This is a genomic window from Pelobacter seleniigenes DSM 18267 (assembly GCF_000711225.1).
Taxonomy (GTDB): domain Bacteria; phylum Desulfobacterota; class Desulfuromonadia; order Desulfuromonadales; family Geopsychrobacteraceae; genus Seleniibacterium; species Seleniibacterium seleniigenes.
The window spans coordinates 386214-412160 of the sequence record NZ_JOMG01000004.1 but is presented as its reverse complement, the minus strand read 5'-3'; the positions used below and the strand labels follow the sequence as shown (position 1 = coordinate 412160).

The following is a 25947-nucleotide window of genomic DNA, read 5'->3' as shown; positions in this document are numbered from 1 at the left end:
CGATATCTGTTCTTCACCGTAATTCCTCTGCCGGAATATTAGCCGGTTTTTCCAGCTGAAAACGACTCGGTTCGATAACCGGGTTCAAGGCGACCTCCTTCAGGGTCACCGAAACCGTCGTCTCCTGCCCCGGCACAGCAATTTTCATCTGCCTCGGAAAATCATCAACATCCGAGAACTCCAGGTAAGCGACGGTCAGTTCCAGCGTTTCGCCCTTGAAATAATGGACCTCCGTCACCCGCAGCTGGGAATCAAAGATCACTTCCTGCTTCCCCGTGCCATTGCTCAAAACCAGCAGCAACTGATTCTCTTCTGCCTTGACGACAGCGGAGCTGAACGAGTTCACCGGCGGAGAGTAGAGCAGAAAGGACACCAGATCACTCAGCCGCAGCGGTATTCTGACAAACCGGGACAGGTTCTCGTAAGTTGCGGGGCCATACAGGTAACGGCCGGGAACGGTATTATTCAGCAATACCGTCATGGTATTGCCGTCGGTCGCCAGCTGGAGAATCAGCTGGCCGAAACCGGTCAACACGTCCGCCCTTAATCTGGCCGGCCGCTCAACGGTCAAAAACTGCTGGGAGGACATAAACTTTCCCTGTACGGTCAAGCCGACCCGCGCCGTCGCGTCAAACGCCTGATAACGACTGGTTTGTTCAGCCAGCCGGGCCAAAAGCTGATCGGCTTGAGGTTGTTCAGTCCAAACCGGCGGCAGGGGCTTGGTGCAAGCAGACAGCACCAGCAACAGCAACAGCCAGGCCAGTCTCATTGTCCGGCCTCCTGTTCAACCGCCCGGAGTTTATCTGCCACACCGGTCGTTGAGGGGTCGAGTTCAAGAACCCGGCGATAAACCGTAGCGGCCTGCTCCCATAACTTCATGGCCCGATACAGGTCGCCGAGATGTTCGTTGATCACCGGATCATCCGGATGCTGACGGGTGGCTTCCTCCAACTGTTTGCGGCTCTCGGCATAACGTCCCATTTTATAGTAAACCCAGCCAAGGGTATCGACGATATAGCCGCTGGGCTTTTTGGCAAACGCCTTTTGGGCTCGTTCAAGGGCCAGGGGCAAATCGGTCCCCGTTTCGGCCTGGTCATAAGCCAGAAAATTCAGGGCGTCGGGATGCTCCGCATCAAGGGTAAGAATCTGTTCCATGGTTTTTACGGCATCCGACCGGCGATCGAGCTTTTCATAAAGGACGCCCAGTTGATAGAGCAGCCGGGTATCATGGGGGTGTTTCGTTATCCCCTGCCGTGCGTAATCGACAGCCTTGGAGAAATCCTCCCCCTCACCGAGAAAAGCGACCAGGTAATAATAGGCCTCGGGGTCATCCGCTCCTCCTGCGAGCAAATCTTCCAATGTCGCTACCGCCTGTTGCCGCCGCTCGGAATCATTATAGAGATAGGCCAACTGAAGCCGGGCCTGAACATAAACAGCAGACCGGCGTGGAACCTGAAGCAGCTCTTTGCTGGCCTCATCAATACGCTTCTGCCCGATCAAGGCCATCGCCAGGTAATAACGATAACGGTCCTGATCCGTGGTGCTCTGCAGCAGATTGCGAAATTCTTTTTCTGCTGATTGCCAATTCTGCAGATCCAATTGCAGCAGGCCGATCTGCCCGAGGAGCTGCAGGTTGTCCGGAAACTGCCAGCGCAACTCCTGCAATTGAGCCAAGGCCTCTTCAATCTGACCATGATCCAGATAATATTGAGAGAGTTGTTGGCGCACAGCGGCGGCCCGAGGATTAGTCGCTATTGCGTCTAAATACAGCTGGAGAGCTCCGGCGGGATCATCTTTCTCGAGCAGTTTGCCGTACTCGACGATGGCCTGCTGCTGACCGGGATCTAATTCAAGAACCTGCCGATAGGTTTCCCGCGCCTGCTCAACCTTCCCCTGGTTCAGGTAAAAGCGGGCCAGGGCCAGCCGAGCGATATTGGCATCGGGCTGTTGTTCGAGCAGAGTCTCGAGGGTCGCTATCGCCTCTTCGGGACGATCCAGCCGCGACAGGACCATGGCCAGCCTCAGCCGGACATTCTGGTTATCCGCAGCCAGTTCCAAAACCTTCCGGTATTGTTCAACCGCGGCCGGATAATTCTTCTCCAGGCTGTAAATATCTCCCAGCAGTTCACGCGCCTCGACATTTTCCGGGGAACGCTCGATCAGCTCGGTTAGCACCGTGACGGCTTGAGCTTGTTTTTGGGTATGCAGATAGGTTTTCGCCAGCAGGACTTTCAGGTAATCGGACTGCGGATCAAAAAATACCGCGCGTTCCAAAGCAGGAAGGGCCTCGCCCCAGCGGTTTTCGGCAGCTTTCAGGCGAAATTCAACAAAAGCGTAGAGGGCCTTTGCCGCAGGATCGGCAATCTCGGAGGCATAAGGCTGGGCAACCTGTTCTTGTGACGTCTGCTGCCAGGCCCAGTTCCCCGTAGAACAGCCGCTGACTGCAAACAGTCCCGGAAGCACAAAAATTATCCATAACTGACGCATCAAATTATCTATTCTCAGGCACTGAAAAGCACCGTGAAAGCAATGTTTACCGGAGACCTACCAGCATGACGGTGCTGAAAAAAGATGCGCAACAAATGTGGCCGGCGCAAGGTGGCGGACATTTGCAGGAGCCCCTTTTTCAACATCCTGTTAATAGCGATAAGTAGCACACTCATTTCCCAAGCGTCAAACCCTTAAGACAAGAAGAACTCCGCGGCTTCTCGTCAGTAAAGCTAAGAATTCAGGATCTTCGCCGACCCATCTTAATAAACGCCGGAGCCCGGACAGAAAACCTTCGGTTGCGTACCTGCCTGTTCATAAACCGGGGCGGACCTGAGCCAGCGGAAACTTTTATCCTTGCGAAAAAAACCACCTTTCCGTTATAACACCCGCGGTGATAGCGCGAGATTCCCAACAGGGCTGATTATCATTGAAATTCTACCCGTCCGAGTTTACCCTGTCTTTAAGTTCTCGGCGATCAATTCCAAGGCATTCCATAGGGGTGACGGATGCGTGAACCACAAGAAAATCCAATCAAAGAAGCCTGGATTCTATGCCTGATCCTGGGCCTTATCATGATCAACTTCCCCTTTATCCATATTTTTAATACAACGACCCCTGTCTTTGGAATCCCCGGGCTGGTTCTGTATTTTTTTATCGGTTGGCCGCTATCGATTCTGGTAATCTGGATCTTTGTCCATCAAATGGAAAAAAAACCCCGTAACCACTCCACCCCGGAGAACAGGAAAGAGTTATGACTCCGGAGGACTCCAACCTTTTGTCAGCCATGGTTTCCCCAAAAACGGTTTTCCTGGTCTCCCTCAGTTATTTTGTCCTGCTGTTTCTGGTTGCATATTACGCAGATCACCGAAAAAGGCAGGGCCGCAGTCTGCTGCAGAAATCCCATATTTACACCCTTTCCATTGCCGTCTATTGCACCAGCTGGACCTTTTACGGCAGCGTTGGCCGCGCGGCAACCAGTGGTCTGGAATTCCTCCCCATTTACCTGGGACCGACACTGATCGCCTTTACCTGGTGGTTTCTGCTTCGGAAAATGGTTTATGTCAGCAAGCAGCAGAACATCACCAGCATAGCCGACTTTATCTCCAGCCGCTACGACCGCTCGGCCGTTCTGGGAGCCATCGTCACCATCTTTACGGTTTTCGGAATCACTCCCTACATTGCCCTGCAGCTCAAGGCTGTCGCCCATACCCTCGGTCTGCTGTCATTGCCCATCGGCGCCGCCTATCCAGCCATTCAGGATTATGCCGGCAACCTTCCCCCGGGAACCGATACCGCTTTTTTTGTGACCCTGCTGCTGGCTCTGTTCGGAATTCTGTTCGGTGCCCGTCATCTTGATACCTCGGAACGGCATGAAGGGCTGGTCGTGGCAGTGGCCTTTGAGTCCCTGATCAAGCTGGTGGCTTTTCTGGCCGTCGGTATTTTTGTGACTTACGGCTTATTTGATGGGTTCGGAGATATTTTTCAAAAATTCTTTGAAACATTTCCCGACCGGGCCAGGTTGTTCAACCTTGGCACTGAACAGACTCCCTACACCAAGTGGTTCAGTTTGATCGTTCTGTCCATGATGGCGGTTATGTTCCTGCCCCGCCAGTTTCACATCATGGTCACGGAAAACTCCGATCCACAGCACATCAAACAGGCGATGTGGCGCTTCCCTGCCTACATGTTTCTGATCAATCTGTTTGTCCTGCCCATTGCCTTGGGCGGCTTGATCATGAACGGCGGCGATACCTCTCAGGCCGATTATTTTGTCCTCACCCTCCCCTTGGCCTCTGGACATACCTGGCTGGCGCTGCTGGTCTTTGTCGGTGGCCTCTCTGCTTCAGCGGGCATGGTGATGGTCTCTGCTGTCGCGATTGCGACAATGATCCTCAACCACCTGGTCATGCCGATCATTTTGAAATTGAACATGCATGTCCAGGACATGTCGGGCCTGCTGATTAACTTGAAGCGGGTCAACATCCTCGGGGTCATTTTCCTTGGCTACTTTTATTTCCGGGTCATTGGCGATTCTTATGCCCTGGTTAACATCGGCCTGATCTCCTTTATGGCGGCGACCCAGTTCGCCCCCGCAGTGATTGGCGGTCTTTATTGGAAAAGAGCCAACTGCAAAGGGGCCATCGCCGGGATATCCTGCGGCGCCCTGATCTGGTTTTATACCTTGCTGGTCCCCTCTTTCGTCCGCTCTGGCTGGCTGGATTCCGATATCCTGCAGAACGGCCTGTTCGGCATCGGTCTGCTCAAGCCTCTTGAGCTCTTCGGGTTGCGAGGTTTCGATATTTATACGCATTGCCTGTTCTGGAGCATGCTGTTCAATCTTGGCGCTTTTCTGACCATCTCCTTTTTTGTCAAACAAAAAGAATCCGAAACCATGCAGGCCCATAAATTTGTGGACACCACCACTGAAATTCAGGCTCTCCCGGGCCGACTGAAAAGAATCAGCAAAGCCCCCACAGTGGTCGAATTCGTCGAGCTGATGTCCAAATTCATCGGTGAAAAACCGGCCCAGGCCGCGATCAGTGAATTTATCAACCAGCAGGAAATCGATGCGCGCGGGAGTCTTTCCGATCTTGAGATTCCCCACCTGAAAAGCTTTACCGAACGCACCCTCGCCGGTCACGTCGGTGCCGCGCCCGCCAGAATCATCCTGGAAAATTATCTCTCCGCGCGCGGCAGTGAAATGGAGGATGTGTTCGATATCTTCGGCACCGTCACCATCAGCCATGCCGCCAGCCGGGAACAGCTCAGCGTTCTTTACGATGCCGCCCAGATCGTTTCCCGAGGCGAAGATCTTCAGAAAACCCTCGACAATATTCTGGCGCTTCTCGCCCAGCAGTTCCGTTTTGATCTTTGCGTCATTCGACTGCTCGAGCCGGAAACGGAAACCCTGCTGGTTAAAAGCCTGGTCGGCCAGTCCTCGGATCATTTCGGCGAGTCCGAACGCAACCTGAATATGGAAACCTATATCGGGCAGGCCTTTCTTTCCAACCAGACCATTGTCATCAACGACACTGAATACCTGGACAAACCGACTTCGGCCAGAATTATCAAACGGGAGAATATCACCTGCTTTGCTCACACCCCGGTGGTTCTCGACGGTCAGCCGATCGGTGTCCTGTCCGCGTTTTCTCGAACCGTAAAAGGAATTTTCACCAAAGAATTTATTGCCTTGTTCGAAAACATGGCCCGGCAGGTCGCCATTGCCTGGCGCAACGACCAGCAGTTGCAGGAGGTTCTGCACGTGCGCGAACAGGAACGGGAGATGCAGATCGCCAAAGAGATTCAAATCGGCCTGCTACCCGCAACCCTGCCAAAGTCTGAAAACTTCCAGGTCGCCGGGCTCTGCGTGCCGGCCCATCAGGTCGGCGGGGACTACTACGACTTTATCAAGCGGGGGCGCTGTATTTACGATCTGGTTATTGCCGATGTTTCCGGTCACAATATCGGCTCGGCCCTGATCATGGCGGAAACGCGAACCTTTATTCACGCCCGCCTGGATGGAATCAAACAACCGGCGGCAATGCTCCAGGCCTTGAACGATTATTTCCTGAAAGACCTTGATCGTTCGGAATTGTTTGTCACCATGTTCTATCTTCAGTATCATGCGGACAGACAAACCTTGACCTTCAGCAATGCCGGTCATAACTCCCCCATTCTTTGGAAGCAGTATCAACAGAAGATGACCAAGCTTGATGCCGAAGGGTTGATTTTCGGCATCAAAAAAGATGTCTCTTTTGAACAGAAGGTGACTCAGCTGGAGCCGGGCGACCTGCTCTTGCTGTATACCGACGGAATCGTCGAAGCCGAAAACAGCAACCATGAATTTTTCGGCATGGAGCGGCTCGAAAAACTCCTGCGCGAATCCGAAGGGCAGGAGCCCCAGGAAATTATTGACCGGATCATGAACCAGGTCCGTATGTTTACCGGCATGCGTCATTTTAACGACGACATCACCATGTTTGTCATGAAGGTCCTGAGTTGAGATTTTGCACTGGCCGAACATCCGGCCTTGCAGGTTTAAATCCGGCTGCGGATAATGAACGGTAAAATTTGGGAAAAGGGCCCACAGGAAAGCCGTTTCGGGACAACAGGTTCAGTCTGACCGAGTGGTTCGAACAAATCCATGTTAGGGGGTATTTTCACAACCCAGTCGCCCCCAAAATAGGGTATAATCGCCTAGCTTTGAATCGCCTCTATTTAGTCAAGTGCAACAATGAAGGGAGCCAACATGCAATTGAATATCACCGAACAGGGTAACCTCGTCCGCATCAATGTCGAGGAAGAACGGATGGATGCCCACAATAGCGGGGACCTCAAGGAACAGATGCTGCAGCTTTTCGATGAAGGAAAATGCAATCTGATCATCGATCTGGGAGCGGTCAGATTTATTGACTCTTCCGGCCTGGGCGCACTTGTCTCAGGGTTTAAGAATGCCAGTGCCCGGGAAGGAAGCCTGAAGCTTTGCTGCCTGCAACCTCAGGTCAGGTCAATGTTCGAGCTGACTCGTCTGCACCGCGTGTTTGAAATTTTTGCCTCTGTAGAAGAAGCCCAGGAAAGTTTTTGATCCGTCGTAACCAGCCGTTACCACAGAAAGAAATTGATGGAAAAAAGGGTTGAAGTCAATATTACCATCCCGAACGACACCAAGTATCTCGGGATGATCGGCCGAATCGGCGAAAGCGTTGCCCACTCCCTGCGGGGATATCAGGGCAACCGCCGTGAATTGGCCTATCATCTCAATCTGGTTCTGACGGAAGCCCTGGCGAATGCAATTTGCCACGGCAATGACTGCGATCCGGAGAAGGATGTCAAAATCATCATATCCGCCTCTGATCAGGATCTTGAAATCAAGGTCTATGATCAGGGGCAGGGTTTTGATATCAACAGTCTGATCGAAGCCGGGGTTGAAGAATGGGCGGAAGGCGGCCGCGGCATCCAGATCATTCTCAACCTGATGGACGAAGTTGATTACATTCAGGAAAAAAAAGGCAATGTCCTGAAGATGATCAAACACCTGACTTAGTCAGCAGCAGTTCGAGCAGTTCCTGGTGACTGCCGATCCGCACTTCGCCACCGGCCAAGGGGCCGTATCCCGCAAAGTTCATATTTGCTGCGTGCGCTGCTGCCATATCCAGTTCCGAATCGCCGATAAACAGACAGTCCTCAGGTGCCACAGCCAATTTTTCAGCCGCCAGCAACAGCATATCCGGAGCCGGTTTGGGACGGGCGACATCGGCACTGGTGACAATTGTGGAAAAGTATTCCAACAGCTGAAAATGACTCAGGATAGTCTCGATACTCCCGCCCCGGTTGGTGGCCACGGCCAGCGGATAAACATCTTTCAGGCCGGCCAGTAACGTCCTCAAACCGGATTCCGGCGTCATCCAGGGGATAAACTCCCGGTAGTCCAACTGTGCAGCATAGGCGAGTGCTCCCTCCAGGTGCTCCGGATGCAACAATCCCTTGAGCACCACTGGGGAACTCGCCGTATGACAGAAATGAGCGCGCTCCTGATCATCTAAAGTGACTGGCGGATACGCGAACCGGGCCAGGATTTTATTGTAAAAAGCCAGGTTTGCCGAACGGCTCTCAAACATGACGCCGTCGCAATCAAAAATAACCGCTTTAAGATTCTTCATCAGCAGGCCTACGATAGATCAGCAGTAATGCTCCCGCGCCGATAATGATCATGGGCAACGACAGCAATTGCCCCATGGTGGCGCCACCCCAAAGAAAACCGAGTTGCCGGTCCGGCTGGCGAAAAAATTCCACCGCAAACCGAAACAGGCCATAAAAAAGGAGGAAACAGAAGGAAGGAACGCCACGACGAACCTTGAGGCGATGCAGACAGTAGATCAGCACAAACAGGACCACCCCCTCGAGGCCGGCTTCGTACAGCTGACTCGGATGTCGCGGGCTGCTGCCCGCCCCCGGGAAAACCATCCCCCAGGGGACATCAGTAACCCTGCCCCACAGCTCGCCGTTGATAAAATTTCCGATCCGGCCAAGACCGAGGCCGACCGGGACAGCGGCAACCGCCAGATCAGTCACCACCAGAAATGGCAATTGCTTGTGACGACAAAACAGTAAAGTGGCAGTCAACACCCCCAACACCCCGCCGTGAAAACTCATCCCCCCTTCCCAGACCGACAAAATTTCCAAAGGGTGACGCAGATAATAAGCGGGGTTGTAAAACAGCACATAACCGAGCCGCCCTCCTAAGACCACCCCGAGCACCGCATAGAAGAGCAGATCGGAAATTCGTTCGCGATCCAGCGGATAATTGCGTAGCCGGGCCACATGACACATGACCAGAAAACCGCCGAGGAAACCGAGCAAATACATCATGCCATACCAACGAACCGCCAAGGGGCCGACCTGGAAAATAATCGGATCAATCTGTGGATAGGTCATTATCTGCCTCTTTCAGTCGCGCAATGATGCTGTGCATATCCGCCGGCGGCGGGCAGTTGAATTCAAGGGCTTCCTTGGTCACCGGGTGCTTAAAGGCCAGCCTGGCAGCATGCAGCAAAGGGCGCTCCAGAACGCGGCCGAGAACCCGTTCGGGACCACCATAAAGGGTATCGCCCAACAGTGGGCAACCCATTTCAGACATATGGACCCGGATCTGGTGGGAACGTCCGGTCATGATCCTGACCGAGGCAAGCACCATGGCCCCGAAATCATCAACAACACGATAGCAGGTCAACGCCTCTTTGCCACCGCAGGCGACGGATTTTACCCGATTTGCCTGTCGGGAGCGGGCCAGAAAACTGCGAATTTCTCCGCTTAAAGGTTCCGGCCGCCCCTGCAGCAATGCCAGATAGTCTTTTTCCACCTCATGTTCCTGAAAGATCCGGGTCATTTCCTTGTGAGATCTGGGATGGAGAGAAAACACCATCAGCCCGGAAGTCCCCCGGTCGAGCCGCTGCACCATGCCGATTTCAATGTTACGTTGAGGGTGAAAGGGATCGCGCAAATGCCATTGCAACGCCTCATAGACCGTTCCCTTGAAGCGCGCATGAGTCGGCTGGGTTTCCACCAGTCCCGGCTTGTTCAAAACAATCAGATAACGATCTTGAAAAAGAATCTCCTCGGACGCAATACGATAAGGGTCAAGGGGCAGGTGATCAAGGTAAAGCTCAACCGAATCGCCTGATTTAAGCTCCGTTGAACAACTCCGCACACGCCTGCCGTTAATATGCACACCGCCGAGATCAATAATCTTTTTGGCCCGCGACCGGGACAGATCCGGTATCGCCTCAGCCAGCGCCTGATCAAGGCGTTTTTGCAGCAATGCTGCGGCTGCTTCAAATTTGTGAATCTGCCACTTCATGAGAGAACCATCCCCTCGGCCGTCGGGCAACAGAACCGCGGCACGAAGCTATTTAGCACTTGACACAAAATACTGTTTTGATAATATCGAAACAAAGTTTGACTCAGAATTTCTGGGGTGCATGGCATGAGTTCTGGTCTTTTGACCAACGTTGATTGTGACCTGTCGATCCGTGAAAAGATGGTGAGCAAGCCCGCGCTCAAGCGGGACGCCTGAAATCTTTTCCGAAGACAAAAGTTTATACCCAGGTCATTCGTACAGAGCGATACCGGCATCCCGGAGAGTTCAATAAAAAAGGCCCTGAGAATCATGTCAGGGCCTTTTTTAACACATCGCGTACAGTCTTACTCGTCAACTCTTTCACGCAGTTCTTTACCGGTCTTAAAAAAGGGGGTTTTACGTGAGGGGATTTTGACCAGCTGCCCACTTTTGGGATTTCTGGCTTCACGAGCATCGCGTTCCCTGACCGAAAAGGAGCCAAACCCGCGGATTTCAACGCGATCACCCTGAGCAAGAGCATCGCCGATACCGCCGAAAATCAAATTGATAACTGCTTCAGCATCCTTTTTGTTCAATAGTTCATGTTCGTCCGAAAGACGCTCAATTAATTCACTTTTAGTCATTTTAACCTTCCTGCCTCAATAAAAATTTCACAAGCTGTCAATAACCGCTCCAGAGATACAACGGGCCATGCATTTTGACGGGAAACATATCCACGCCAAGATAGCGACTCATCATGGTATCAAGGTAACGATCAAGCAAATTTTTTTGGATCGGTTCCGGATAGACGAGATCCGGATCGGCACCGAGACCGGTAAGATCCGCTGCGTAGTCGATGGCATCGTAGAAAGTACCGAGTTCATCAACCAAACCGATTTCTTTTGCCTGACGACCGCTTAGGATGCGTCCGTCGGCATAGGGTTGCAGTCTATCGACCGGGATATTTCTCCCCTTGCTGACAGCCTCGATAAACTGTTGGTAAACATCATCAATCAAATTCTGCAGAAGATCGCGATCTGCATCCGTAAACGGTTTGGTCGCAGAACCGACATCCTTATACTGTCCACTTTTAATGGTTTCCGTTGCCACGCCGACCTTGCCCATCAATTCCTGATAATTGGGAAAAGACATAATGACGCCGATACTCCCGGTAATGGTTCCCGGATTGGCAAAAATTCTCTCCCCGGCAATGGCCAGATAGTAGCCACCGGAAGCAGCAACAGAGCCCATGGAAACAATCAGGGGCTTCTTCGCCGCCAATTTCTTCAATTCCGCATAAATTTCCTGGGACGGGCCGACCCCGCCGCCAGGAGAATTGATTCTCAAGACGACAGCTTTAATCGAACCGCGCTCGCAAAAATCTCTGATCTGTTCGATCAGACGCTTGGCGTCATCAATCGGCCCCTCAACTTCAAGAACACCGATTTTATCGCCAACAGAGACCGCCATCGACCCGGAATGGAAGTAACCGGCCGTGAATACGACCAGCAGGAAAAATAAAAATATTCCTCCGACAGTGAGAGTAGCCAATAAAAATGGACGCTTTTTCATATTTCCAACAAAAAAGGACTCCAGGCAGGCCTGGAGTCCTCATCCTGATTCGCTAACGAGTTAATCGTCAGATTTACGATCCAGAGCGCCTTGCAGCAACGCTCCGAGATTCGAGGTTGCATTTTTCTGTGCACCCATGAATTCGTTGACTTCAGCTTTTTCTTTTTGCTCGTCAAGATTCTTGATGGACAGGGCAATCTTGCGATCAACGGTATCGACCTGGAGTACCGCAGCTTCGAGATCGTCACCGACATGGGCGAATTCTTTCGGGCTGTCGATCTTCTCTTTGCTCAGCTCGGAGACATGAATCAACCCCTCGATCCCTTCTTCAAGCTCAATGAAGATACCGAAATCGGTCACCGAAGTGACTTTGCCCTTCACGATGGTGCCACGTGCGTAGCGGGTCGGAACGGTTTCCCACGGATCGGAACTCAATTGCTTGAGGCCGAGGGAGAAACGCTCGTTTTCACGGTCGATATTCAGCACAACCGCCTTGACCAGATCGCCCTTTTTGTAAGCTTCGGAAGGATGCTTGATGCGTTTGGTCCAAGACAGGTCGGAAATGTGGACCAGGCCGTCAATCCCTTCATCAACACCGACAAAGATGCCGAAATCGGTAATATTCTTGACCTGTCCCTCAATAATGGTACCGATGGGGAATTTCTCACCGATAACATCCCAGGGGTTCGGTTCAACCTGCTTCAGGCCAAGGGAAATACGCCGATTATCCGTATCAAGGGCCAGGACAACGGACTCGACATCGTCACCGATATTGAGAACTTTGTTCGGATGCTTGACCCGTTTGGTCCAGCTCATTTCGGACACGTGAATGAGGCCTTCAACACCTTCTTCAAGCTCGACAAATGCGCCGTAATCGGTCAGGCTGACAACCTTGCCGGTGACTTTGGCACCGATCGGGTATTTGCTGTCGACATCGAGCCACGGATCGGGGGCAATCTGTTTGAGGCCAAGGGAAACCCGCTCTTTGTCTTTGTCGAACTTGAGCACCTTAACGTTGATTTTGTCGCCGACAGCCAGGATATCGGACGGATGTTTGACCCGACCCCAGGACATGTCAGTAATATGCAGAAGACCGTCAATCCCGCCGAGGTCGATGAACGCACCGTAATCGGTCAGGTTTTTAACAATCCCTTCAACAACCTGGTTCTCCTCAAGAGTCTTGAGCGTTTCACCGCGCTGGGACTCACGTTCGGACTCGAGAAGAACACGCCGTGACAGAACGATATTGCCACGCCGTTTGTTCAGCTTGATGATCTTGAATTCATAAGATTGTCCGATAACCTTATCCAGGTTACGGACCGGACGGAGATCGACCTGAGAGCCCGGCAAGAATGCGTTGACTCCGATATCGACCGAGAGACCGCCTTTAATCCGGCTGACAATGCGTCCTTCAACAACCGCACCTTCTTCCAGGGAATTCCAGATCTTCTGCCGATCCGCTTTTTCCTTGGACAGAACGATCAGGCCGCTGTCACTCTCTCCGCCACCGAACAGGACATCATAGACATCCCCGACATTGACGTTGATTTCACCTTTTTCGTCGGCAAACTCACGAATCGGGATGACGCCTTCCGATTTGTAACCAACATCGACAACAACCGAATCAGGATTCACCTGAACAATTGTGCCTTGAACGACGTCGTTCCGTTTCAGCTCGAAGCCACCCTGCTCATAGTCTTTGAGCAGCTCTTCAAAACTTTCTTCGCCGTCCATTGTTTCCATTTCGTTTTCGTCCTGCATGTCTTTTTCTTCTACCATTGGAGATGTTACCCCCTTACGAATTTTCCGGCGCCTCGCGACGACGGACTCAAATTGAGACTGGGCAAGATAACACAGCCCTTGAGAAAAAACAAATCAATATTTTTCAGGCAGTTAATCATATTTTAATTGTTCACTTCTTTTTGCCTGATGGTTCTCAGCATCTGCTCCAGAACCTCGTCGATGGTCATTTTGGTCGAATCGATGGCAATCGCGTCCGCGGTCTGGACTAAAGGGGCATGGGTCCGCTGCATATCGGCGGCGTCCCTGGCTTCGACTTCGCGAATGGTCTGTTCGAGATCGACTTGGGCGCCTTTTTGACGGAGTTCTTCAAAACGTCGACGCCCCCGTGCGGCAGCCGTTGCGGAAAGATAAAATTTAACTTCGGCATGAGGAAAAACCACGCTGCCGATATCCCGCCCCTCGAGAACCACTCCTCCGGCACGTCCCAGCCGCCGTTGCTGTTCGACCATAGCGGCACGGACTGCGGGGCAGGCCGACACGCGGGCCGTTAGCAGGCTGATCTCCGGCGTTCTGATTGCGCTGGAAACGTCATGACCATTGACCATCACCCGCTCTCCATCGGCCATCCGGATAAATTCAATCTCCAACTGACTGCACAAGGCGGCCAACGCCTCTTCATCGTCAGGATCAACTCCTTGCTGGCGGGCCGCCCAGGCGACGGAGCGATACATGGCTCCGGTGTCGATATTGAGATAGTCCAAATGCTTGGCCAGCAATTTACTCAAAGTGCTTTTACCGGCTCCGGACGGACCATCGATGGCAACAATCAATTTGTTCATAGCAGTTCTCACTCGACCCGGATCACCCGGCCTGGATCATGTTCAAGAGGTCCCAGAATCCCGGGAAGGAGGTTTCCGTGCAGGAGGTATCGAGGATCTCAACACTCTCTTGGGCAACCAGCCCGGCAACGGCCATACTCATCGCAATCCGATGGTCACCGAACGACTTGACCTGCCCGCCGGCCAGTGGCCGCCCGCCGACAATCTTCATCCCGTCCGCACGCGGTTCAATGGCAGCCCCCAGTCCGCCCAGGCAATCGCAGATCGCCGCAATCCGGTCGGTTTCCTTAACCCGCAACTCTTTGGCATCGTTGATCGTTGTTTCCCCATCGGCAAAGGCCGCAGCAACACTGATGACCGGAAACTCATCGATGGCCCTGGGGATAACCTCGCCACCAATCGCAATACCATGCAGATCGCTGCTTTTGACCAGCAGATCGGCAACCGGTTCTCCGCAGACTTCACGCTCGTTGAGCAGTTTGATGGAACCTCCCATCTGTTGAAGGATATCGATCACCCCGCTGCGGGTCGGGTTAACCCCGACATTCTGCAGCAACAATTCGGAGCCGGGTACGATCAGTCCGGCCACCAGGAAAAAGGCCGCGGAGGAGATATCCCCCGGGACCACCACGTCCCGTCCGGTCAGGCGTACCCGCCCGGTGACGCTGGCGCCCCCTTTGAAGGAATTGATATCGGCACCGAAGTAGCGCAGCATCCGCTCGCTATGGTCGCGGGACAGGTGTGGTTCAAAAACCGTGGTCGTCCCTTCGATCTGCATCCCGGCCAGCAGCAGTGCGGATTTGACCTGGGCACTGGCAATGGGGGAATGATACTGAATCGGCTGCAGGCCACCGCCGCAAATTGCAAAGGGGGCCTTGGAGTGATTGCTGCGCCCGTGAATTGTCGCACCCATACTGGTCAGGGGTTCGATCACCCTGGCCATCGGCCGGTTTCTCAAATAACGGTCACCGGTCAATACGGAGAACAACGGCTGCCCGGCCAGAATTCCGCTCATCAGCCGCATGGTCGTCCCGGAGTTCCCACAGTCGATGACATCGCCGGCCTCGCACAGCCCGTCAAGGCCGCGGCCATGAATTATCAACTCATCAGCGGCCCGGTCTTCGACCTCAATCCCCAGGGACTGAAAAGCTTGCAGCGTCGACAGGCAGTCTTCGCCGCGCAACAGCCCTGATATCCGCGATTTGCCTTCGGCCAGAGAGGCAAACATGATCGACCTGTGGGAGATCGATTTGTCTCCCGGCACAACGAATTCGCCACGCAGAACCTTCCCCGGGCCAACAATCCTGGTTTCAATATGATTCATTCCATCCGCCTTTTTATCTCCTCCGCCTTCGCCACAGAAGTGTCCCGGCCAAGGTTTGTCATTTCAATTCAGTCCGCTGACCAACCCAGCCCCGCAATCAGAGAATCGCATCGCGAAGCTGCTTTGATTTAAGAAAAAACTCAAACATCCGATCGCCGTTTCCAGCCTCGATATCCGCCTTGAGCTCGGCAAAAAAAATTTCAAACTGAGCCATCATTTCCAGCAGGGCATCCCGGTTGGTTTCGGCGATATCCCGCCACATGGTCGGATCGGATGACGCAATCCGGGTAAAATCCCGAAACCCGCCGGCCGAATATTCCAGAATATTCTCTTCATAATGATCATAGGAACCGACCGCATTCACCAGCGAGTAGGCCACCATATGTGGCAGATGGCTGATGGCGGCCAGGACTCGGTCATGCTTTTCCAAAGACATGGTGACCACATCGCTACCGACCGCTTGCCACATCCGTCGCACCAGATCAAGGGCCCCTTCCGCAGTTCTCGCGGTCGGGGTTAAAATGCAGCGTTTGCCTTGATACAGGGTGGGAAAAGCCGCTTCGGCGCCACTTTTTTCGGTACCGGCAATAGGATGACCGGGGACGAACTGGATCTGGTCAGGCAACAGCGGTTCAACTTCGGCAACGACCGCTGCCTTGACACTACCGCCATCTGTCAACACCGCCCCGGGCTTCAGGCCGGGCAGCAACTGCCGGGTCACTGCGGCAAAGGATTTGACCGGGGTGGCCAGAAAAACCACGTCCGCGTCTTTGACCGCAGCCACCGGGTCGCGGCTGTAACGATCGACAATCCCCATTTCCAGGGCCTTTTCCAGATTCGGTCGGCCGCGCCCGCAACCGACCACTTCACCGACCACGCCCCGCTCTTTCAAGGCCAGCGCCAGGGACCCCCCGATCAGGCCGACGCCGATAATTGCCAGCCTGGGAATAAAGACCTGCTCGCTCATGCTTGGTGATCCCCGCTCTGACTGCCGCTGCGCGCCAGCGGATAAGAACCGAGCACTTTCAAAAAATGGCAATGGGTGCGCAACTCTTCAATGGCGTCGGCAATATCCCGGTCAGCGACATGGCCGATCAGATCCAGGAAGAAGATATACTCCCAGGCTTTCTGTTTCATCGGCCGGCTTTCAATCTTGGCCAGGTTGATCTGGCGCCGGCTGAACGGCTCAAGCATCCGATAGAGGATTCCGGGCTCGTCTTTGATACTGAACATGATCGACGTTTTATCATCGCCGCTCTGTTCGGGAGACTTCCGGCCGATCACCAGGAAGCGGGTAAAATTATGCGGATTATCTTCGATCTTCGCTTTCACCACCTGCAGGCCGTATTGGATGGCCGCGGCCTGGCTGGCAATCGCGGCAACGGTTTCGTCCTCCGCCGCGAGCTGGGCCGCGGCAGCTGTGCTGGCCACGTCAAGCAACGGCGTATCAGCCATATTGGTTTCCAGCCAGTGTCGGCACTGGGCAAGCGGTTGGGGATGCGAGACAATTTTGCTGATCATCTCAACCCGGCCGGTTTTAGATAACAGGTTATGGGAAATCTCCAGCATGATCTCGGCGATCACCTTCAATTCCGAGCCGATAAACATGTCCAGGGTGTGATTCACCACCCCCTCGGTGGAATTTTCCACCGGTACGACACCGTAATGCGCCCTGCCCCGTTCCACCTCCTCAAAAACCGCGGGGATGCTTTTCAATGGGACCAGCTGGGCCGAAAGACCGAACTGCTGCATTGCCGCCATATGGGTAAAGGTTGCTTGCGGGCCAAAGAAAGCGACCTGCAGCGGCAGTTCCATATTCAGTGATGCGGAAATGATCTCCCGAAAAACCTTACAGACCGCATCATTGGGGAAGGGACCCGGATTATTCCCGGTCAGACGTTCGTAAATTGCTTTTTCCCGGCTGGGAACGTAAAACCCCCGCTCGTCACCCTGTTTTGCTTTGCCGACCGCCAAAACGACCTCGGCGCGCTGATTCAACAGGTCAAGGATCTGATTGTCAATCAGATCGATGCGTTCCCGCAATTGTTTCAGTTGTTCTTCTGCCATAGGTCTCTTTCTTTCTCCAAGCAATTGAAAGGCAGGAATGTAGCCTAATCGGTGTAAAAAATCAATTTGACAGAGAGCTTTCTTCCTGTCAACAAACCTGCTTGACCGCTGAATTCAGCAAGGCTAAACTTCATTTTCCACTTATTTTCCCAACCCAGCAAAAGGATAACCGGAATGCCCATAGCCCACAAAATTAAAGATTTTATAGAACACTCCTCATGGATCCGCAAAATGTTTGAAGAGGGACTGCTCCTCAAGCAACAATATGGGGCCGAGAATGTCTTCGATTTCACCCTTGGCAACCCCACCATGGAACCACCCGAGGAACTGCATACCGAACTGCGGAGAATCGCCGAGCACCCGATTCCCGGCATGCATCGCTACATGAACAACGCCGGCTATGAAGAGACCAGGGCGGCCATTGCCGAAGCCATAATGGAGCGCTGCTCGGCGACCCTCACCGCCAACCACCTGGTCATGACCTGCGGCGCCGGGGCCGCCCTGAATGTGGTGCTGAAAACGATCCTCAATCCCGGTGATGAAGTGCTCATCCTGGCCCCTTATTTTGTCGAATACAATTTTTACATCGACAACCATGGCGGGGTCCCGGTCGAAGTCATGACCGATGCGCACTTTCAACCGGACCTCGATGCCATCGCCTCGGCCATCACCAACCGGACCAGAGCCATCATCATCAATTCGCCCAACAATCCGACCGGGGTCATCTATCCCGCGGCGCTACTGAAACAACTGGGTGAATTGCTGGCCCGCAAGGAGCAGGAACTCGGTACGACGATTCTGGCCATTTCCGACGAACCCTACGCTCACATCAGTTTTGGTGAAGAGGTGCCCTGCATCTTTGACTGCATTAAAAATTCGCTGATCGTCACCTCTCACTCCAAGGACCTCGCGTTACCCGGCGAGCGCATCGGCTATCTGGCCGCAAGTCCGAACCTGACCGCGGTCGGAATGTTCATGCAGGGAGCCATTTTTGCCAACCGCGTACTCGGCTTTGTCAATGCCCCGGCCTTGATGCAACGGCTGGTCACCAACCTGCAGCATTGCCGTGTGGATATTGAAAAATATCGCTATAAACGTGATCTTCTGTACAACAAGCTGGTCGAACTCGGCTTCGAAGTCGTCAAACCCGGAGGCGGTTTTTACCTGTTTCCCAAATCCCCGCTGGCCGATGAAATGGAATTCATTCGCAAGGCCCAGGAATACAAGATCCTGCTGGTTCCCGGTTCAGGTTTCGGCGGCCCCGGTTATTTCCGCATTGCCTATTGCATCGACGATGACGTCATTGAACGCAGCCTTCCTCACTGGGAAAAACTGGCGGCAGAAGTCGGCATGACCGCAAAATAGACCGGCTGGACCAGGTCAGCGCCTGCAGAGGCAAAGAAGCTCTTTTCAAACATCGATAGGCAAAGGTCGGGACCATGACCGGCTCCCGACCCTGCTCGAAAAATTGCCGGCAGACAGCGTTTTAACAACCTTATAAAAGGGGCGTTGATGGCAAAGAAACTCTTTATTGCGGCAACCGAACAGAACTGCGGTAAAACCACTGTCAGCCTCTCCCTGCTCCACCTGGCCAGGCAAAAATATCGCCGGGTGGGATTTATGAAACCCCTCGGGCCGAAAGTTGCCTCCCTGAACGGCATCGTCGTCGACAAAGATGCCGCATTGATGTGCCAGGTTTTCGGCATGGAGGAAGACCTTCCCTACATGTCGCCGGTGGTGATCCATCCGGATTCGACCCGCAAGGTTCTCAATGGCGAACTCGATCCTGCCGCCATGAAAGAGACCATGCTGCGGGCCTTTGCCTGGCTTGACCAGCGCTGTGATTTTTTGATTATCGAAGGGTCCGGGCATCCGGGGGTCGGTTCGGTCATCAACCTGTCAAACGCCCGGGTCGCCAGGCTGCTGGGCGCAAAAGTCCTGCTGATCACCGGCGGCGGCGTCGGTAGTGTGATCGACGCCGTTGCCATGAACAAAGTCCTGTTTGAAAAAGAAGGTGTGGAAATCCGCGCCCTGCTCGCCAACAAACTGCTCCCGGAAAAACGCGACAGCACTCTGGCCTACCTGCGCAAAGCGTTTGCCGAAGAACCCTTTGAGGTGCTGGGAGGATTCAATTATCAACCGGTCCTGGCCAACCCGACCCTCAGCCGGATCGCCAAAATTCTGGATCTGAGCATGAATGGCGACCCTCAGGGGAGCAACCGGATTATCCACCATGTCCAGATCGGTGCCCCTTCGACGCAACGAGTGATGGAGCTGCTGCGCGACGATACCCTGCTGATCGTGACCAGCAGCCGTGACGAACTGTTGGTCACGGCTGCCAACATGTACCAGATCCCGGCCTACCGAAAAAAAATCGCCGGCCTGCTCATCCCCGGAATCCAGAACATCAGCGATATCACCCAGCAGATCCTGGATCGCTGCGACGTTCCTTATTTAAGAACCACCTGCCACACCACCGGCAAGCTGTATCAGATTATTTCCGCCGATGTGCATAAAATTCAGGCGGAGGATCAGGAAAAGATTGCCATGATCAGAGAGTTGGCCGAACTGCGGATTAATTTTGCCGAACTGGACGCCTTGTTTTCCTGACCAGGCTCACCCGGCCAGTTCAGCGGCCCGGAGATGGGCCGGCAGGATTTCGCCTTGCGGAGAGACGTAGCGAACCTCGCAGCACAGGTCAAAACCGATGCTGTGCCGGACGACGGTGCGGATTTGGGCAATCAGAGCAAGGACATCTGCGGCAGTGGCACTGCCCAGATTGACGATAAAATTGGCATGCTGTGCCGAAACCATGGCCTGGCCGACACGCCGGCTTTTCAGGTTAGCCTCTTCGATAATCTTCCCCGGGGGACCGACACTGGCATGCATCTCTGCGGTACTTAAAAAGACCGACCCACAGTTCGGTTGCTTCCGCGGAAACTTCCGCCGTCGCTCCCTCAGATCGTTCAGCATCTCCCGGCGAATGCTGCTCCGTTGGGCTGGTGTACAGAGCAGTTCCGCCCCGGTCACAATGCAACCGCTGCCCTGCAGGGCACTGTGCCGGTAAGAGAATTCGCAGGCCTTTCGTGATAAGGTTTGCTGCTGCCCCGCGCTGGTCACAATATCTACCGTCACAATATTTTCCCCGATCCCGCGCCGATGACTGCCGCCGTTCATCATCACCAGCCCGCCCAGAGTGCCGGGGATCCCGATGCAATGTTCCAGACCGCTTAATCCGCTCCGCATCGAAACCAGCGCAAGCTGCGGCACCCAGACGCCCCCCTCGGCGACAATCCGTTCCCCGATGACTTGTACCGCTGCCATTTTCGCGCCGATCTTCATGACGATACCAGCGACCCCTTGATCGTCGAATAACAGGTTGCTCCCCTGCCCGATCACCACCAGCGGAACAGCGTAAGCGCCGGCAATTTCCACCACTCGGCAGATCTGAGCGGCATTCACCGGTTCGACAAAGACCGCGGCCGGACCGCCGATGCGCCAGGTATTATGTCTGGACAACGGCTCATTCTTAAGCACCGATCCAAGGTTGGCGACCGTCAGCTCGGCTATGGCAATAGCGAGGTTATTCATCGGCATGTTCACTATGGCTTTTGAAGTCGATGACTTGCAGTTGCAGGGACTCAGTCCCCCGCCAGCGGTTGATTCCAGGACGAAAGAGCAGATCGACCGGTCCCGTTAGCTGATCATATCGGTCCGCCATTCCGAAAGCGATGGCGGAGAGCTGGCAAGGGCCCTGCTCGACGTAAAACTTCAAATGTTTCTCCCCCAGCACCCGCAAGCCGGTCACCCGGCAGCCGCTGCTGACAAACGCCGGCTGTGGATTGCCCGCGCCGAAAGGATTGAGGTCTTCCAGTTCCCGTACCAGCTCAGACGTCAGCTCCGCCAGGGTGATCCGGCCATCATGCCAGGCAACCGGCTGCAGGGTTTCAGGGGTCAGGGCAGCGCGGGCCGCCTGTTCAAAGAGCTCGGCAAACTCGCCAACTCTGGCGGCTTCAATCGATAGCCCGGCCGCCATGGCGTGACCACCGAACCCCAGCAGTGGTTCAGCACAGGAGCAGAGGGCCTGGTAGAGATGGAAACCGTTGATGGATCGGGCAGAACCTTTGCCTGCTCCCTGGTCCAGGGCAAGCAGCACCGTGGGCCGATGATAGCGCTCCACCAATCGGCTGGCGACAATACCGATCACCCCAGAGTGCCAATGATCGGCGGCCAGGACAATGCTGTGCCGGTCCGATCGGTGGTCTTCTTCAACCATGGCGATAGCCTCGTTCAGGGTCTGCTCTTCAATGGTCTGCCGCTCCCGGTTAAAACCGTCCAGTCGACGCGCCAATTCCTGACAAGTACGCGGATCTTTCCCCAGCAGCAACTGAACCCCCAATGCGGCATCTTCCAGGCGCCCGGCCGCATTGAGGCGGGGCGCCAGGCGAAAACCGACCACTCCACTGGTCACCTGTTTAACCTGCGCCACTTCTTTCAATGCCGCAACCCCGCAACGCAGCCCCTGCTCAAGCAGAGGCAAACCGTTTTTGACCAAAATCCGATTCACCCCGCCAAGGGGAACAATGTCGGCAATCGTTCCCAGCGCAACCAGGTCAAGAAGATAACGCGGGTCAGGCTCCGTTCTCCCCTGAAAATAATTGTCCTGGCGCAGCTTCCGACGCAAACCGAGCATCAAGAAAAAGGCCACTCCAACCCCGGCCAGGTCGGTCCAGGGGAACCGATTCCCAGGCAGATGCGGATTGATCAAAGCATAACAGACCGGAAGTTCCGTCGAGGGTTGGTGATGGTCGGTAATGATCAGGTCGATGCCAAGTTCTTCTGCAAGGCGGGCTTCCTGGTGGGCGGAGACCCCACAGTCAACCGAAATCAGCAACCGACTGCCGGCGGCAACAGCGCGCCGGATCGCCTCAGCGGATAAGCCATAGCCGTCTTTGAGTCGCATCGGGATATGGTATTCGACCTCACCGCCGAAGGCCGTAAGCGCCTCAACCAGCAAACTGCAGCCGCTGATTCCGTCGACATCATAATCGCCATGGATAGAAATCTTTTCCCCGCGCACCAACGCTTGGGCAATACGGGTGCAGGCGCTCTCCATGTCCGGCAACAGGTCAGGGTCAGGCAGGTTTGCCAACTTCCCGTTCAGGAAATTGAGCCCCTGGGCAGGGTCGGTGATGCCGCGTAGGCAAAGAATCCGGGCCGTCAACACATTGATACCGAGCCGACTCGCCAGGTCAGACATGACCGAGAGTTCCGGCAACGGCGAACGCAGCTGCCAAGAGCGGGAAGTAACTGGTTTCATAGGTTCTCAAACTGTGGGATTAAAACGAGCAGGCCGGGTTAACGAACAACCCGGCCTGAACAAACGACAGTTATTTTATTTTGGCTGTTGAGGGATCTGTGGGTGATTCTTGATAAATTCAAGTTCTGCCCGAATCTGATCTGCCCCCGGGGCGGCCGGATTGATCTCCAGCAACCGCTGCCAGGCCTGTGCAGCTTTCGGGAGATCCTTCAAGTCGTAGCGATAAACAATACCCAGATTATAAAGACTCTGAATATGGTTGGGGTTCAGCTCATTGGCTTTTTTAAAATTGGCAATGGCCTTGTCAAACCAACCGACCCGACGAAACATAACGCCCTGGTCGGTCAAGGTATCCGGATCATTGCCATCCAGTTCCAGAGCTTTGCCATAAGCATCGATCGCCTTCATCGGCTGATCGGAGTCGAAAAAATTATGACCGAGCTGCACCCAGGCATTACGGTTGTTCGGCTCTTTGGCGACGATCCCTTCCAGCATAGAAATCTGCTGCTGATGATTGACCACCGGTGGTGCCGAGGATGTCGGCGGGGCAGCCCCGCCGGTATCCTTTTTCCAGTTCGAGTAAATCACTCCAACTAAAATCCCGATCACAAGAGCGATGACTGCCAGAACAAGCGATTGCTTTTTCATGTTCGACGCTCCTTTTCAGCTGTTCAACTGGTCCGGACCTTACTCTTTTTCTGCCAGAGGATCAGGATCGGGCTGGCAACGAAAATGGACGAATAGGTTCCGATGACCACCCCGACCAGCATGGCAAAGGCAAAGTTGTGAATAACCCCTCCCCCCAGGATAAACAATGCCAGGATAACCAGCAAGGTGGTACCTGAGGTCAGCAAAGTCCGAGAAAGAGTCTCATTGACACTGCGGTTCACAATAAAGGAAAAATCTTCTTTGTTGTGTTTGCCAAGGTTTTCCCTGATCCGGTCATAAACGATAATAGTGTCATTGAGCGAATAACCGATAATGGCCAGGAAGGCGGCGATAATCGGCAGGTCAATCTCTTTATTAAAGACACTGAACGCCCCGAGGGTGATAATCACATCGTGCATCAGGGCCACGATCGCCCCGACGGCAAAGCGGAACTCAAACCGCCAGGAGACATAGACCAGAATGCCGAGCATGGCGTAAAAGATGGCTTTCAGGCCCTTGCTGCGCAGATCTTTCCCGACCTGAGGCCCGACCATTTCAACCCGCCGGATGTCAACCTGTCCCTTTTTGAAGGTTTTTTCAAGAGTACTCTGAATCTGCGCCGAGAGCCCCTGCAGTTCACCAGTTGTCCGCTCAACGCGAATCAGAAACTCATTCTGATCCTCGCCAAAGCTCTGCACCACCGGGTTCCCCAGATCAAGATCCTTCAGCGCCCCTTTAATGGTCGCAGCGTCGGTCGGTTCGGTAAATTTGACCTGAACCAGTGTGCCGCCGGCAAAGTCGATCCCGTAGTTGGGACCGCCTTTAACGATCAGGGAGACTATCCCGATCAGAATCAGGGCAATGGAAACAAAAAATGCCAGTTTGCGCTTGCCAACAAAATCAATATTCGTATTCGGCTTGATCAGCTGCATGCCGCCAGCCTCCTTTATATACTTAGCCGCTTGATATCGCGGCCTTTCAGGTAGAAATCAAAAATTAATCTGGACACAAAGATGGCCGTGAACAGAGAGGCTATGATCCCGATCGACAAAGTGACGGCAAAGCCACGCACCGGACCGGTTCCGAACTGGAACAGCACCAGCGCCGCCAGCAGGGTGGTCAGGTTAGCATCGATAATCGTCAAAAAGGCCTTGCTGTAACCCGAATCAAGGGCCAGTTTTGGTGCCCGGCCAAGGCGGATTTCCTCACGAACCCGTTCAAAAATCAGCACGTTGGCATCAACCGCCATCCCGATAGTCAGGACAATCCCGGCCAGGCCGGGCAAAGTCAGGGTCGCGCCGAACATAGCCAGCATTGCAGCGATAAACACCAGATTCAGGCTCAGGGCGATAACGGCAACAACGCCCGACATCTGATAATAGATGATCATGGCCAGAATAACCAGCACCGCGCCGACCCAGATTGAGCGGATCCCGCGATCAATGGAGTCCTGCCCCAAAGAGGGTCCGACAGTCCGATTTTCAAGGATTTTGACCGGTGCAGGCAGAGATCCGGCCCGCAGCACAATCGCCAGGTCGGTTGCTTCTTGGGAGGTAAAGGCTCCAGAGATCTGGGCGCTGCCACCGGAGATCCGCTCCCTGATAACCGGCGCCGAATAGACCGTGTCATCCAGCACGATGGCCATCCGCTTGCCGACATTAGCGGCGGTAATCTGGTCAAAACGCTTGGCTCCGACCGAATTGAATTCGATGGCGACATAAGGCTCGTTAAAACGGGTATCAATGCGGACGTTGGCGTCGGCCAACAGGTCACCGGTCAAGACGGTCTTGTCCTTGACCACCAGGGGCGTTTCGCTTTCAGCACCGGTTTTCCGATTGACGTTTCGTTCATAAAGAAGTTGGGTGCCGGGCGGCAGTTTACCGGCCAGGGCATCCTGGATGTTGGCATTCTCATCAACGATTTTGAATTCCAGGCGAGCCGTCTTTCCAAGCAGGGAGATCGCCCGTTCGGGATCTTCAACCCCAGGCAATTGAATCAGAATACGGTTGTCGCTTTGCCGCTGCAGAGTCGGTTCACTGACCCCGAACTGGTCAACCCGGTTACGCAATGTTTCCAGGGCCTGGCGAACGGCGTAATCCTTAATATTCTCGATTTCGTTATCGCTCAAACGATAATTCTTCTCGATGTAGCCACCGCTATCGGTAAAGGTTTCGCCTTCCATGGACGGGAACTCGTCCGCCATCAAAGCATCGACTTTGGCACCTTCTGCCTTGTCGTAAACCACAACCACCAGGCGATCGCCTTGGCGGCGCTCAACCCGTTTGAAAACGATATCTTTTTCGCGTAACTGGGCCTCGACCTGATCGATGATGGTATCGACGCGGCTCTCTACGGCTTTATCGACATCGACACCCAGGACCAGATGCATCCCTCCCTGAAGGTCAAGACCGAGATGGATCGGATCGAAGGCATCAAGCCACCACTGCGGCAAACTGTTCCGCAACAGCGTCGGTGCAATGGCGAAAACAGACAGCAGCAGGCACAGTAGAACCAGTACACTCCTGAATTTAAGACTCTTGGACATCTGCGTTGTATCTCCCTTTTTGCATGAACAACATCGGCAGGTCGAATAACCAACAAGACAAAG

The 25947-nt window shown here is 54.0% G+C and carries 23 protein-coding genes and 1 other RNA gene; 7 read left to right on the top strand and 17 right to left on the bottom strand.

All coding sequences use genetic code 11. The annotated features are described in order from the left end of the window. Positions 1-13: 13 nt before the first annotated feature. On the bottom strand, positions 14-769 hold the full coding sequence (locus tag N909_RS0118820) for a LolA family protein (protein ID WP_029917684.1): 756 nt from the start codon (positions 767-769) through the stop codon (positions 14-16). Further along, positions 766-2487 (bottom strand): tetratricopeptide repeat protein, encoded by a 1722-nt coding sequence (locus tag N909_RS0118815; protein ID WP_084167823.1) that lies wholly within the window; start codon positions 2485-2487, stop codon positions 766-768. The genes N909_RS0118820 and N909_RS0118815 overlap by 4 nt, the downstream gene beginning before the upstream one ends. Before the next feature lie 509 nt (positions 2488-2996). Between N909_RS0118815 and N909_RS0118805 the strand changes: the two genes are divergently transcribed. The 4 genes from N909_RS0118805 to N909_RS0118790 all read left to right on the top strand — a co-directional run bounded on the left by N909_RS0118805 (position 2997) and on the right by N909_RS0118790 (position 7534). Next, on the top strand, positions 2997-3245 hold the full coding sequence (locus tag N909_RS0118805) for a hypothetical protein (RefSeq protein ID WP_029917682.1): 249 nt from the start codon (positions 2997-2999) through the stop codon (positions 3243-3245). Further along, complete coding sequence (locus N909_RS0118800; RefSeq protein WP_245613638.1) at positions 3242-6493, top strand: SpoIIE family protein phosphatase; 3252 nt, start codon at positions 3242-3244, stop codon at positions 6491-6493. Before N909_RS0118805 ends, N909_RS0118800 begins: the two co-directional genes overlap by 4 nt. Before the next feature lie 246 nt (positions 6494-6739). Then, positions 6740-7075, top strand: coding sequence for an STAS domain-containing protein (locus N909_RS0118795; RefSeq protein WP_029917680.1), 336 nt, complete (start codon positions 6740-6742; stop codon positions 7073-7075). 36 nt (positions 7076-7111) lie between these two features. Further along, positions 7112-7534, top strand: coding sequence for an ATP-binding protein (locus tag N909_RS0118790; protein WP_029917679.1), 423 nt, complete (start codon positions 7112-7114; stop codon positions 7532-7534). Here N909_RS0118790 and N909_RS0118785 read toward each other — a convergent pair. Genes N909_RS0118785 through N909_RS0118775 form a run of 3 tightly spaced genes read right to left on the bottom strand, consistent with a single transcriptional unit; the run spans position 7518 to position 9847 of the window. Then, positions 7518-8150, bottom strand: a complete 633-nt coding sequence (locus N909_RS0118785; RefSeq protein WP_029917678.1) for an HAD family hydrolase — start codon at positions 8148-8150, stop codon at positions 7518-7520. The two genes, N909_RS0118790 and N909_RS0118785, sit on opposite strands and share 17 nt — an antisense overlap. Continuing rightward, entirely contained in the window at positions 8137-8925 is a 789-nt protein-coding gene (gene lgt, locus N909_RS0118780) for a prolipoprotein diacylglyceryl transferase (RefSeq protein ID WP_029917677.1), read from the bottom strand. Before lgt ends, N909_RS0118785 begins: the two co-directional genes overlap by 14 nt. Next, complete coding sequence (locus N909_RS0118775) at positions 8906-9847, bottom strand: RluA family pseudouridine synthase (RefSeq protein ID WP_029917676.1); 942 nt, start codon at positions 9845-9847, stop codon at positions 8906-8908. The genes lgt and N909_RS0118775 overlap by 20 nt, the downstream gene beginning before the upstream one ends. A gap of 106 nt (positions 9848-9953) precedes the next feature. On the opposite strand from N909_RS0118775, the gene ssrS reads away from it, so the two are divergent. Continuing rightward, positions 9954-10134, top strand: a non-coding RNA gene (ssrS, locus tag N909_RS25095) — 6S RNA. Between the two features lie 57 nt (positions 10135-10191). On the opposite strand, the gene N909_RS0118770 is transcribed toward ssrS, so the two are convergent. The 7 genes from N909_RS0118770 to pheA form a co-directional block, all read right to left on the bottom strand. Next, on the bottom strand, positions 10192-10470 hold the full coding sequence (locus tag N909_RS0118770; protein WP_029917675.1) for an integration host factor subunit beta: 279 nt from the start codon (positions 10468-10470) through the stop codon (positions 10192-10194). 37 nt (positions 10471-10507) lie between these two features. Next, positions 10508-11398, bottom strand: coding sequence for a signal peptide peptidase SppA (gene sppA / locus N909_RS0118765; RefSeq protein ID WP_029917674.1), 891 nt, complete (start codon positions 11396-11398; stop codon positions 10508-10510). A gap of 60 nt (positions 11399-11458) precedes the next feature. Continuing rightward, complete coding sequence (locus tag N909_RS0118760) at positions 11459-13177, bottom strand: 30S ribosomal protein S1 (RefSeq protein WP_029917673.1); 1719 nt, start codon at positions 13175-13177, stop codon at positions 11459-11461. Between the two features lie 125 nt (positions 13178-13302). Continuing rightward, on the bottom strand, positions 13303-13980 hold the full coding sequence (cmk, locus tag N909_RS0118755) for a (d)CMP kinase (protein ID WP_029917672.1): 678 nt from the start codon (positions 13978-13980) through the stop codon (positions 13303-13305). 22 nt (positions 13981-14002) lie between these two features. Then, positions 14003-15304 (bottom strand): 3-phosphoshikimate 1-carboxyvinyltransferase, encoded by a 1302-nt coding sequence (aroA, locus tag N909_RS0118750; RefSeq protein WP_029917671.1) that lies wholly within the window; start codon positions 15302-15304, stop codon positions 14003-14005. Between the two features lie 97 nt (positions 15305-15401). After that, complete coding sequence (locus N909_RS0118745; protein ID WP_029917670.1) at positions 15402-16271, bottom strand: prephenate dehydrogenase; 870 nt, start codon at positions 16269-16271, stop codon at positions 15402-15404. Beyond that, positions 16268-17371, bottom strand: coding sequence for a prephenate dehydratase (gene pheA, locus N909_RS0118740; protein WP_029917669.1), 1104 nt, complete (start codon positions 17369-17371; stop codon positions 16268-16270). The genes N909_RS0118745 and pheA overlap by 4 nt, the downstream gene beginning before the upstream one ends. Positions 17372-17545: 174 nt before the next feature. On the opposite strand from pheA, the gene N909_RS0118730 reads away from it, so the two are divergent. Both N909_RS0118730 and N909_RS0118725 read left to right on the top strand, forming a co-directional pair. Next, complete coding sequence (locus N909_RS0118730) at positions 17546-18736, top strand: pyridoxal phosphate-dependent aminotransferase (protein WP_029917668.1); 1191 nt, start codon at positions 17546-17548, stop codon at positions 18734-18736. A 147-nt stretch (positions 18737-18883) separates the two neighbouring features. Then, on the top strand, positions 18884-19981 hold the full coding sequence (locus tag N909_RS0118725; protein ID WP_029917667.1) for a phosphotransacetylase family protein: 1098 nt from the start codon (positions 18884-18886) through the stop codon (positions 19979-19981). 6 nt (positions 19982-19987) lie between these two features. Here the strand turns inward: N909_RS0118725 and murB are convergent, their stop codons facing one another. The 5 genes from murB to secD form a co-directional block, all read right to left on the bottom strand. Beyond that, complete coding sequence (gene murB / locus N909_RS0118720; protein WP_051689959.1) at positions 19988-20962, bottom strand: UDP-N-acetylmuramate dehydrogenase; 975 nt, start codon at positions 20960-20962, stop codon at positions 19988-19990. Next, complete coding sequence (recJ, locus tag N909_RS0118715; RefSeq protein ID WP_029917665.1) at positions 20955-22691, bottom strand: single-stranded-DNA-specific exonuclease RecJ; 1737 nt, start codon at positions 22689-22691, stop codon at positions 20955-20957. The genes murB and recJ overlap by 8 nt, the downstream gene beginning before the upstream one ends. Before the next feature lie 75 nt (positions 22692-22766). Further along, positions 22767-23339 carry a tetratricopeptide repeat protein gene (locus N909_RS0118710; RefSeq protein ID WP_029917664.1) on the bottom strand — a complete coding sequence of 191 codons (573 nt, stop codon included), beginning with the start codon at positions 23337-23339 and terminating at the stop codon, positions 22767-22769. Between the two features lie 23 nt (positions 23340-23362). Further along, positions 23363-24271 carry a protein translocase subunit SecF gene (gene secF / locus N909_RS0118705; RefSeq protein ID WP_029917663.1) on the bottom strand — a complete coding sequence of 303 codons (909 nt, stop codon included), beginning with the start codon at positions 24269-24271 and terminating at the stop codon, positions 23363-23365. A 14-nt stretch (positions 24272-24285) separates the two neighbouring features. Continuing rightward, positions 24286-25884, bottom strand: coding sequence for a protein translocase subunit SecD (gene secD / locus N909_RS0118700; protein WP_029917662.1), 1599 nt, complete (start codon positions 25882-25884; stop codon positions 24286-24288). Between the last annotated feature and the right edge of the window lie 63 nt (positions 25885-25947).

Excerpts from the sequence above, each read along its gene's own strand:
- N909_RS0118820 (WP_029917684.1), bottom strand. The coding sequence starts at position 769 with ATGAGACTGGCCTGGCTGTTGCTGTTGCTGGTGCTGTCTGCTTGCACC.
- N909_RS0118815 (WP_084167823.1), bottom strand. The coding sequence starts at position 2,487 with ATGCGTCAGTTATGGATAATTTTTGTGCTTCCGGGACTGTTTGCAGTC.
- N909_RS0118805 (WP_029917682.1), top strand. The coding sequence starts at position 2,997 with ATGCGTGAACCACAAGAAAATCCAATCAAAGAAGCCTGGATTCTATGC.
- N909_RS0118800 (WP_245613638.1), top strand. The coding sequence starts at position 3,242 with ATGACTCCGGAGGACTCCAACCTTTTGTCAGCCATGGTTTCCCCAAAA.
- N909_RS0118795 (WP_029917680.1), top strand. The coding sequence starts at position 6,740 with ATGCAATTGAATATCACCGAACAGGGTAACCTCGTCCGCATCAATGTC.
- N909_RS0118790 (WP_029917679.1), top strand. The coding sequence starts at position 7,112 with ATGGAAAAAAGGGTTGAAGTCAATATTACCATCCCGAACGACACCAAG.
- N909_RS0118785 (WP_029917678.1), bottom strand. The coding sequence starts at position 8,150 with ATGAAGAATCTTAAAGCGGTTATTTTTGATTGCGACGGCGTCATGTTT.
- lgt (WP_029917677.1), bottom strand. The coding sequence starts at position 8,925 with ATGACCTATCCACAGATTGATCCGATTATTTTCCAGGTCGGCCCCTTG.
- N909_RS0118775 (WP_029917676.1), bottom strand. The coding sequence starts at position 9,847 with ATGAAGTGGCAGATTCACAAATTTGAAGCAGCCGCAGCATTGCTGCAA.
- N909_RS0118770 (WP_029917675.1), bottom strand. The coding sequence starts at position 10,470 with ATGACTAAAAGTGAATTAATTGAGCGTCTTTCGGACGAACATGAACTA.
- sppA (WP_029917674.1), bottom strand. The coding sequence starts at position 11,398 with ATGAAAAAGCGTCCATTTTTATTGGCTACTCTCACTGTCGGAGGAATA.
- N909_RS0118760 (WP_029917673.1), bottom strand. The coding sequence starts at position 13,177 with ATGGTAGAAGAAAAAGACATGCAGGACGAAAACGAAATGGAAACAATG.
- cmk (WP_029917672.1), bottom strand. The coding sequence starts at position 13,980 with ATGAACAAATTGATTGTTGCCATCGATGGTCCGTCCGGAGCCGGTAAA.
- aroA (WP_029917671.1), bottom strand. The coding sequence starts at position 15,304 with ATGAATCATATTGAAACCAGGATTGTTGGCCCGGGGAAGGTTCTGCGT.
- N909_RS0118745 (WP_029917670.1), bottom strand. The coding sequence starts at position 16,271 with ATGAGCGAGCAGGTCTTTATTCCCAGGCTGGCAATTATCGGCGTCGGC.
- pheA (WP_029917669.1), bottom strand. The coding sequence starts at position 17,371 with ATGGCAGAAGAACAACTGAAACAATTGCGGGAACGCATCGATCTGATT.
- N909_RS0118730 (WP_029917668.1), top strand. The coding sequence starts at position 17,546 with ATGCCCATAGCCCACAAAATTAAAGATTTTATAGAACACTCCTCATGG.
- N909_RS0118725 (WP_029917667.1), top strand. The coding sequence starts at position 18,884 with ATGGCAAAGAAACTCTTTATTGCGGCAACCGAACAGAACTGCGGTAAA.
- murB (WP_051689959.1), bottom strand. The coding sequence starts at position 20,962 with ATGAATAACCTCGCTATTGCCATAGCCGAGCTGACGGTCGCCAACCTT.
- recJ (WP_029917665.1), bottom strand. The coding sequence starts at position 22,691 with ATGAAACCAGTTACTTCCCGCTCTTGGCAGCTGCGTTCGCCGTTGCCG.
- N909_RS0118710 (WP_029917664.1), bottom strand. The coding sequence starts at position 23,339 with ATGAAAAAGCAATCGCTTGTTCTGGCAGTCATCGCTCTTGTGATCGGG.
- secF (WP_029917663.1), bottom strand. The coding sequence starts at position 24,271 with ATGCAGCTGATCAAGCCGAATACGAATATTGATTTTGTTGGCAAGCGC.
- secD (WP_029917662.1), bottom strand. The coding sequence starts at position 25,884 with ATGTCCAAGAGTCTTAAATTCAGGAGTGTACTGGTTCTACTGTGCCTG.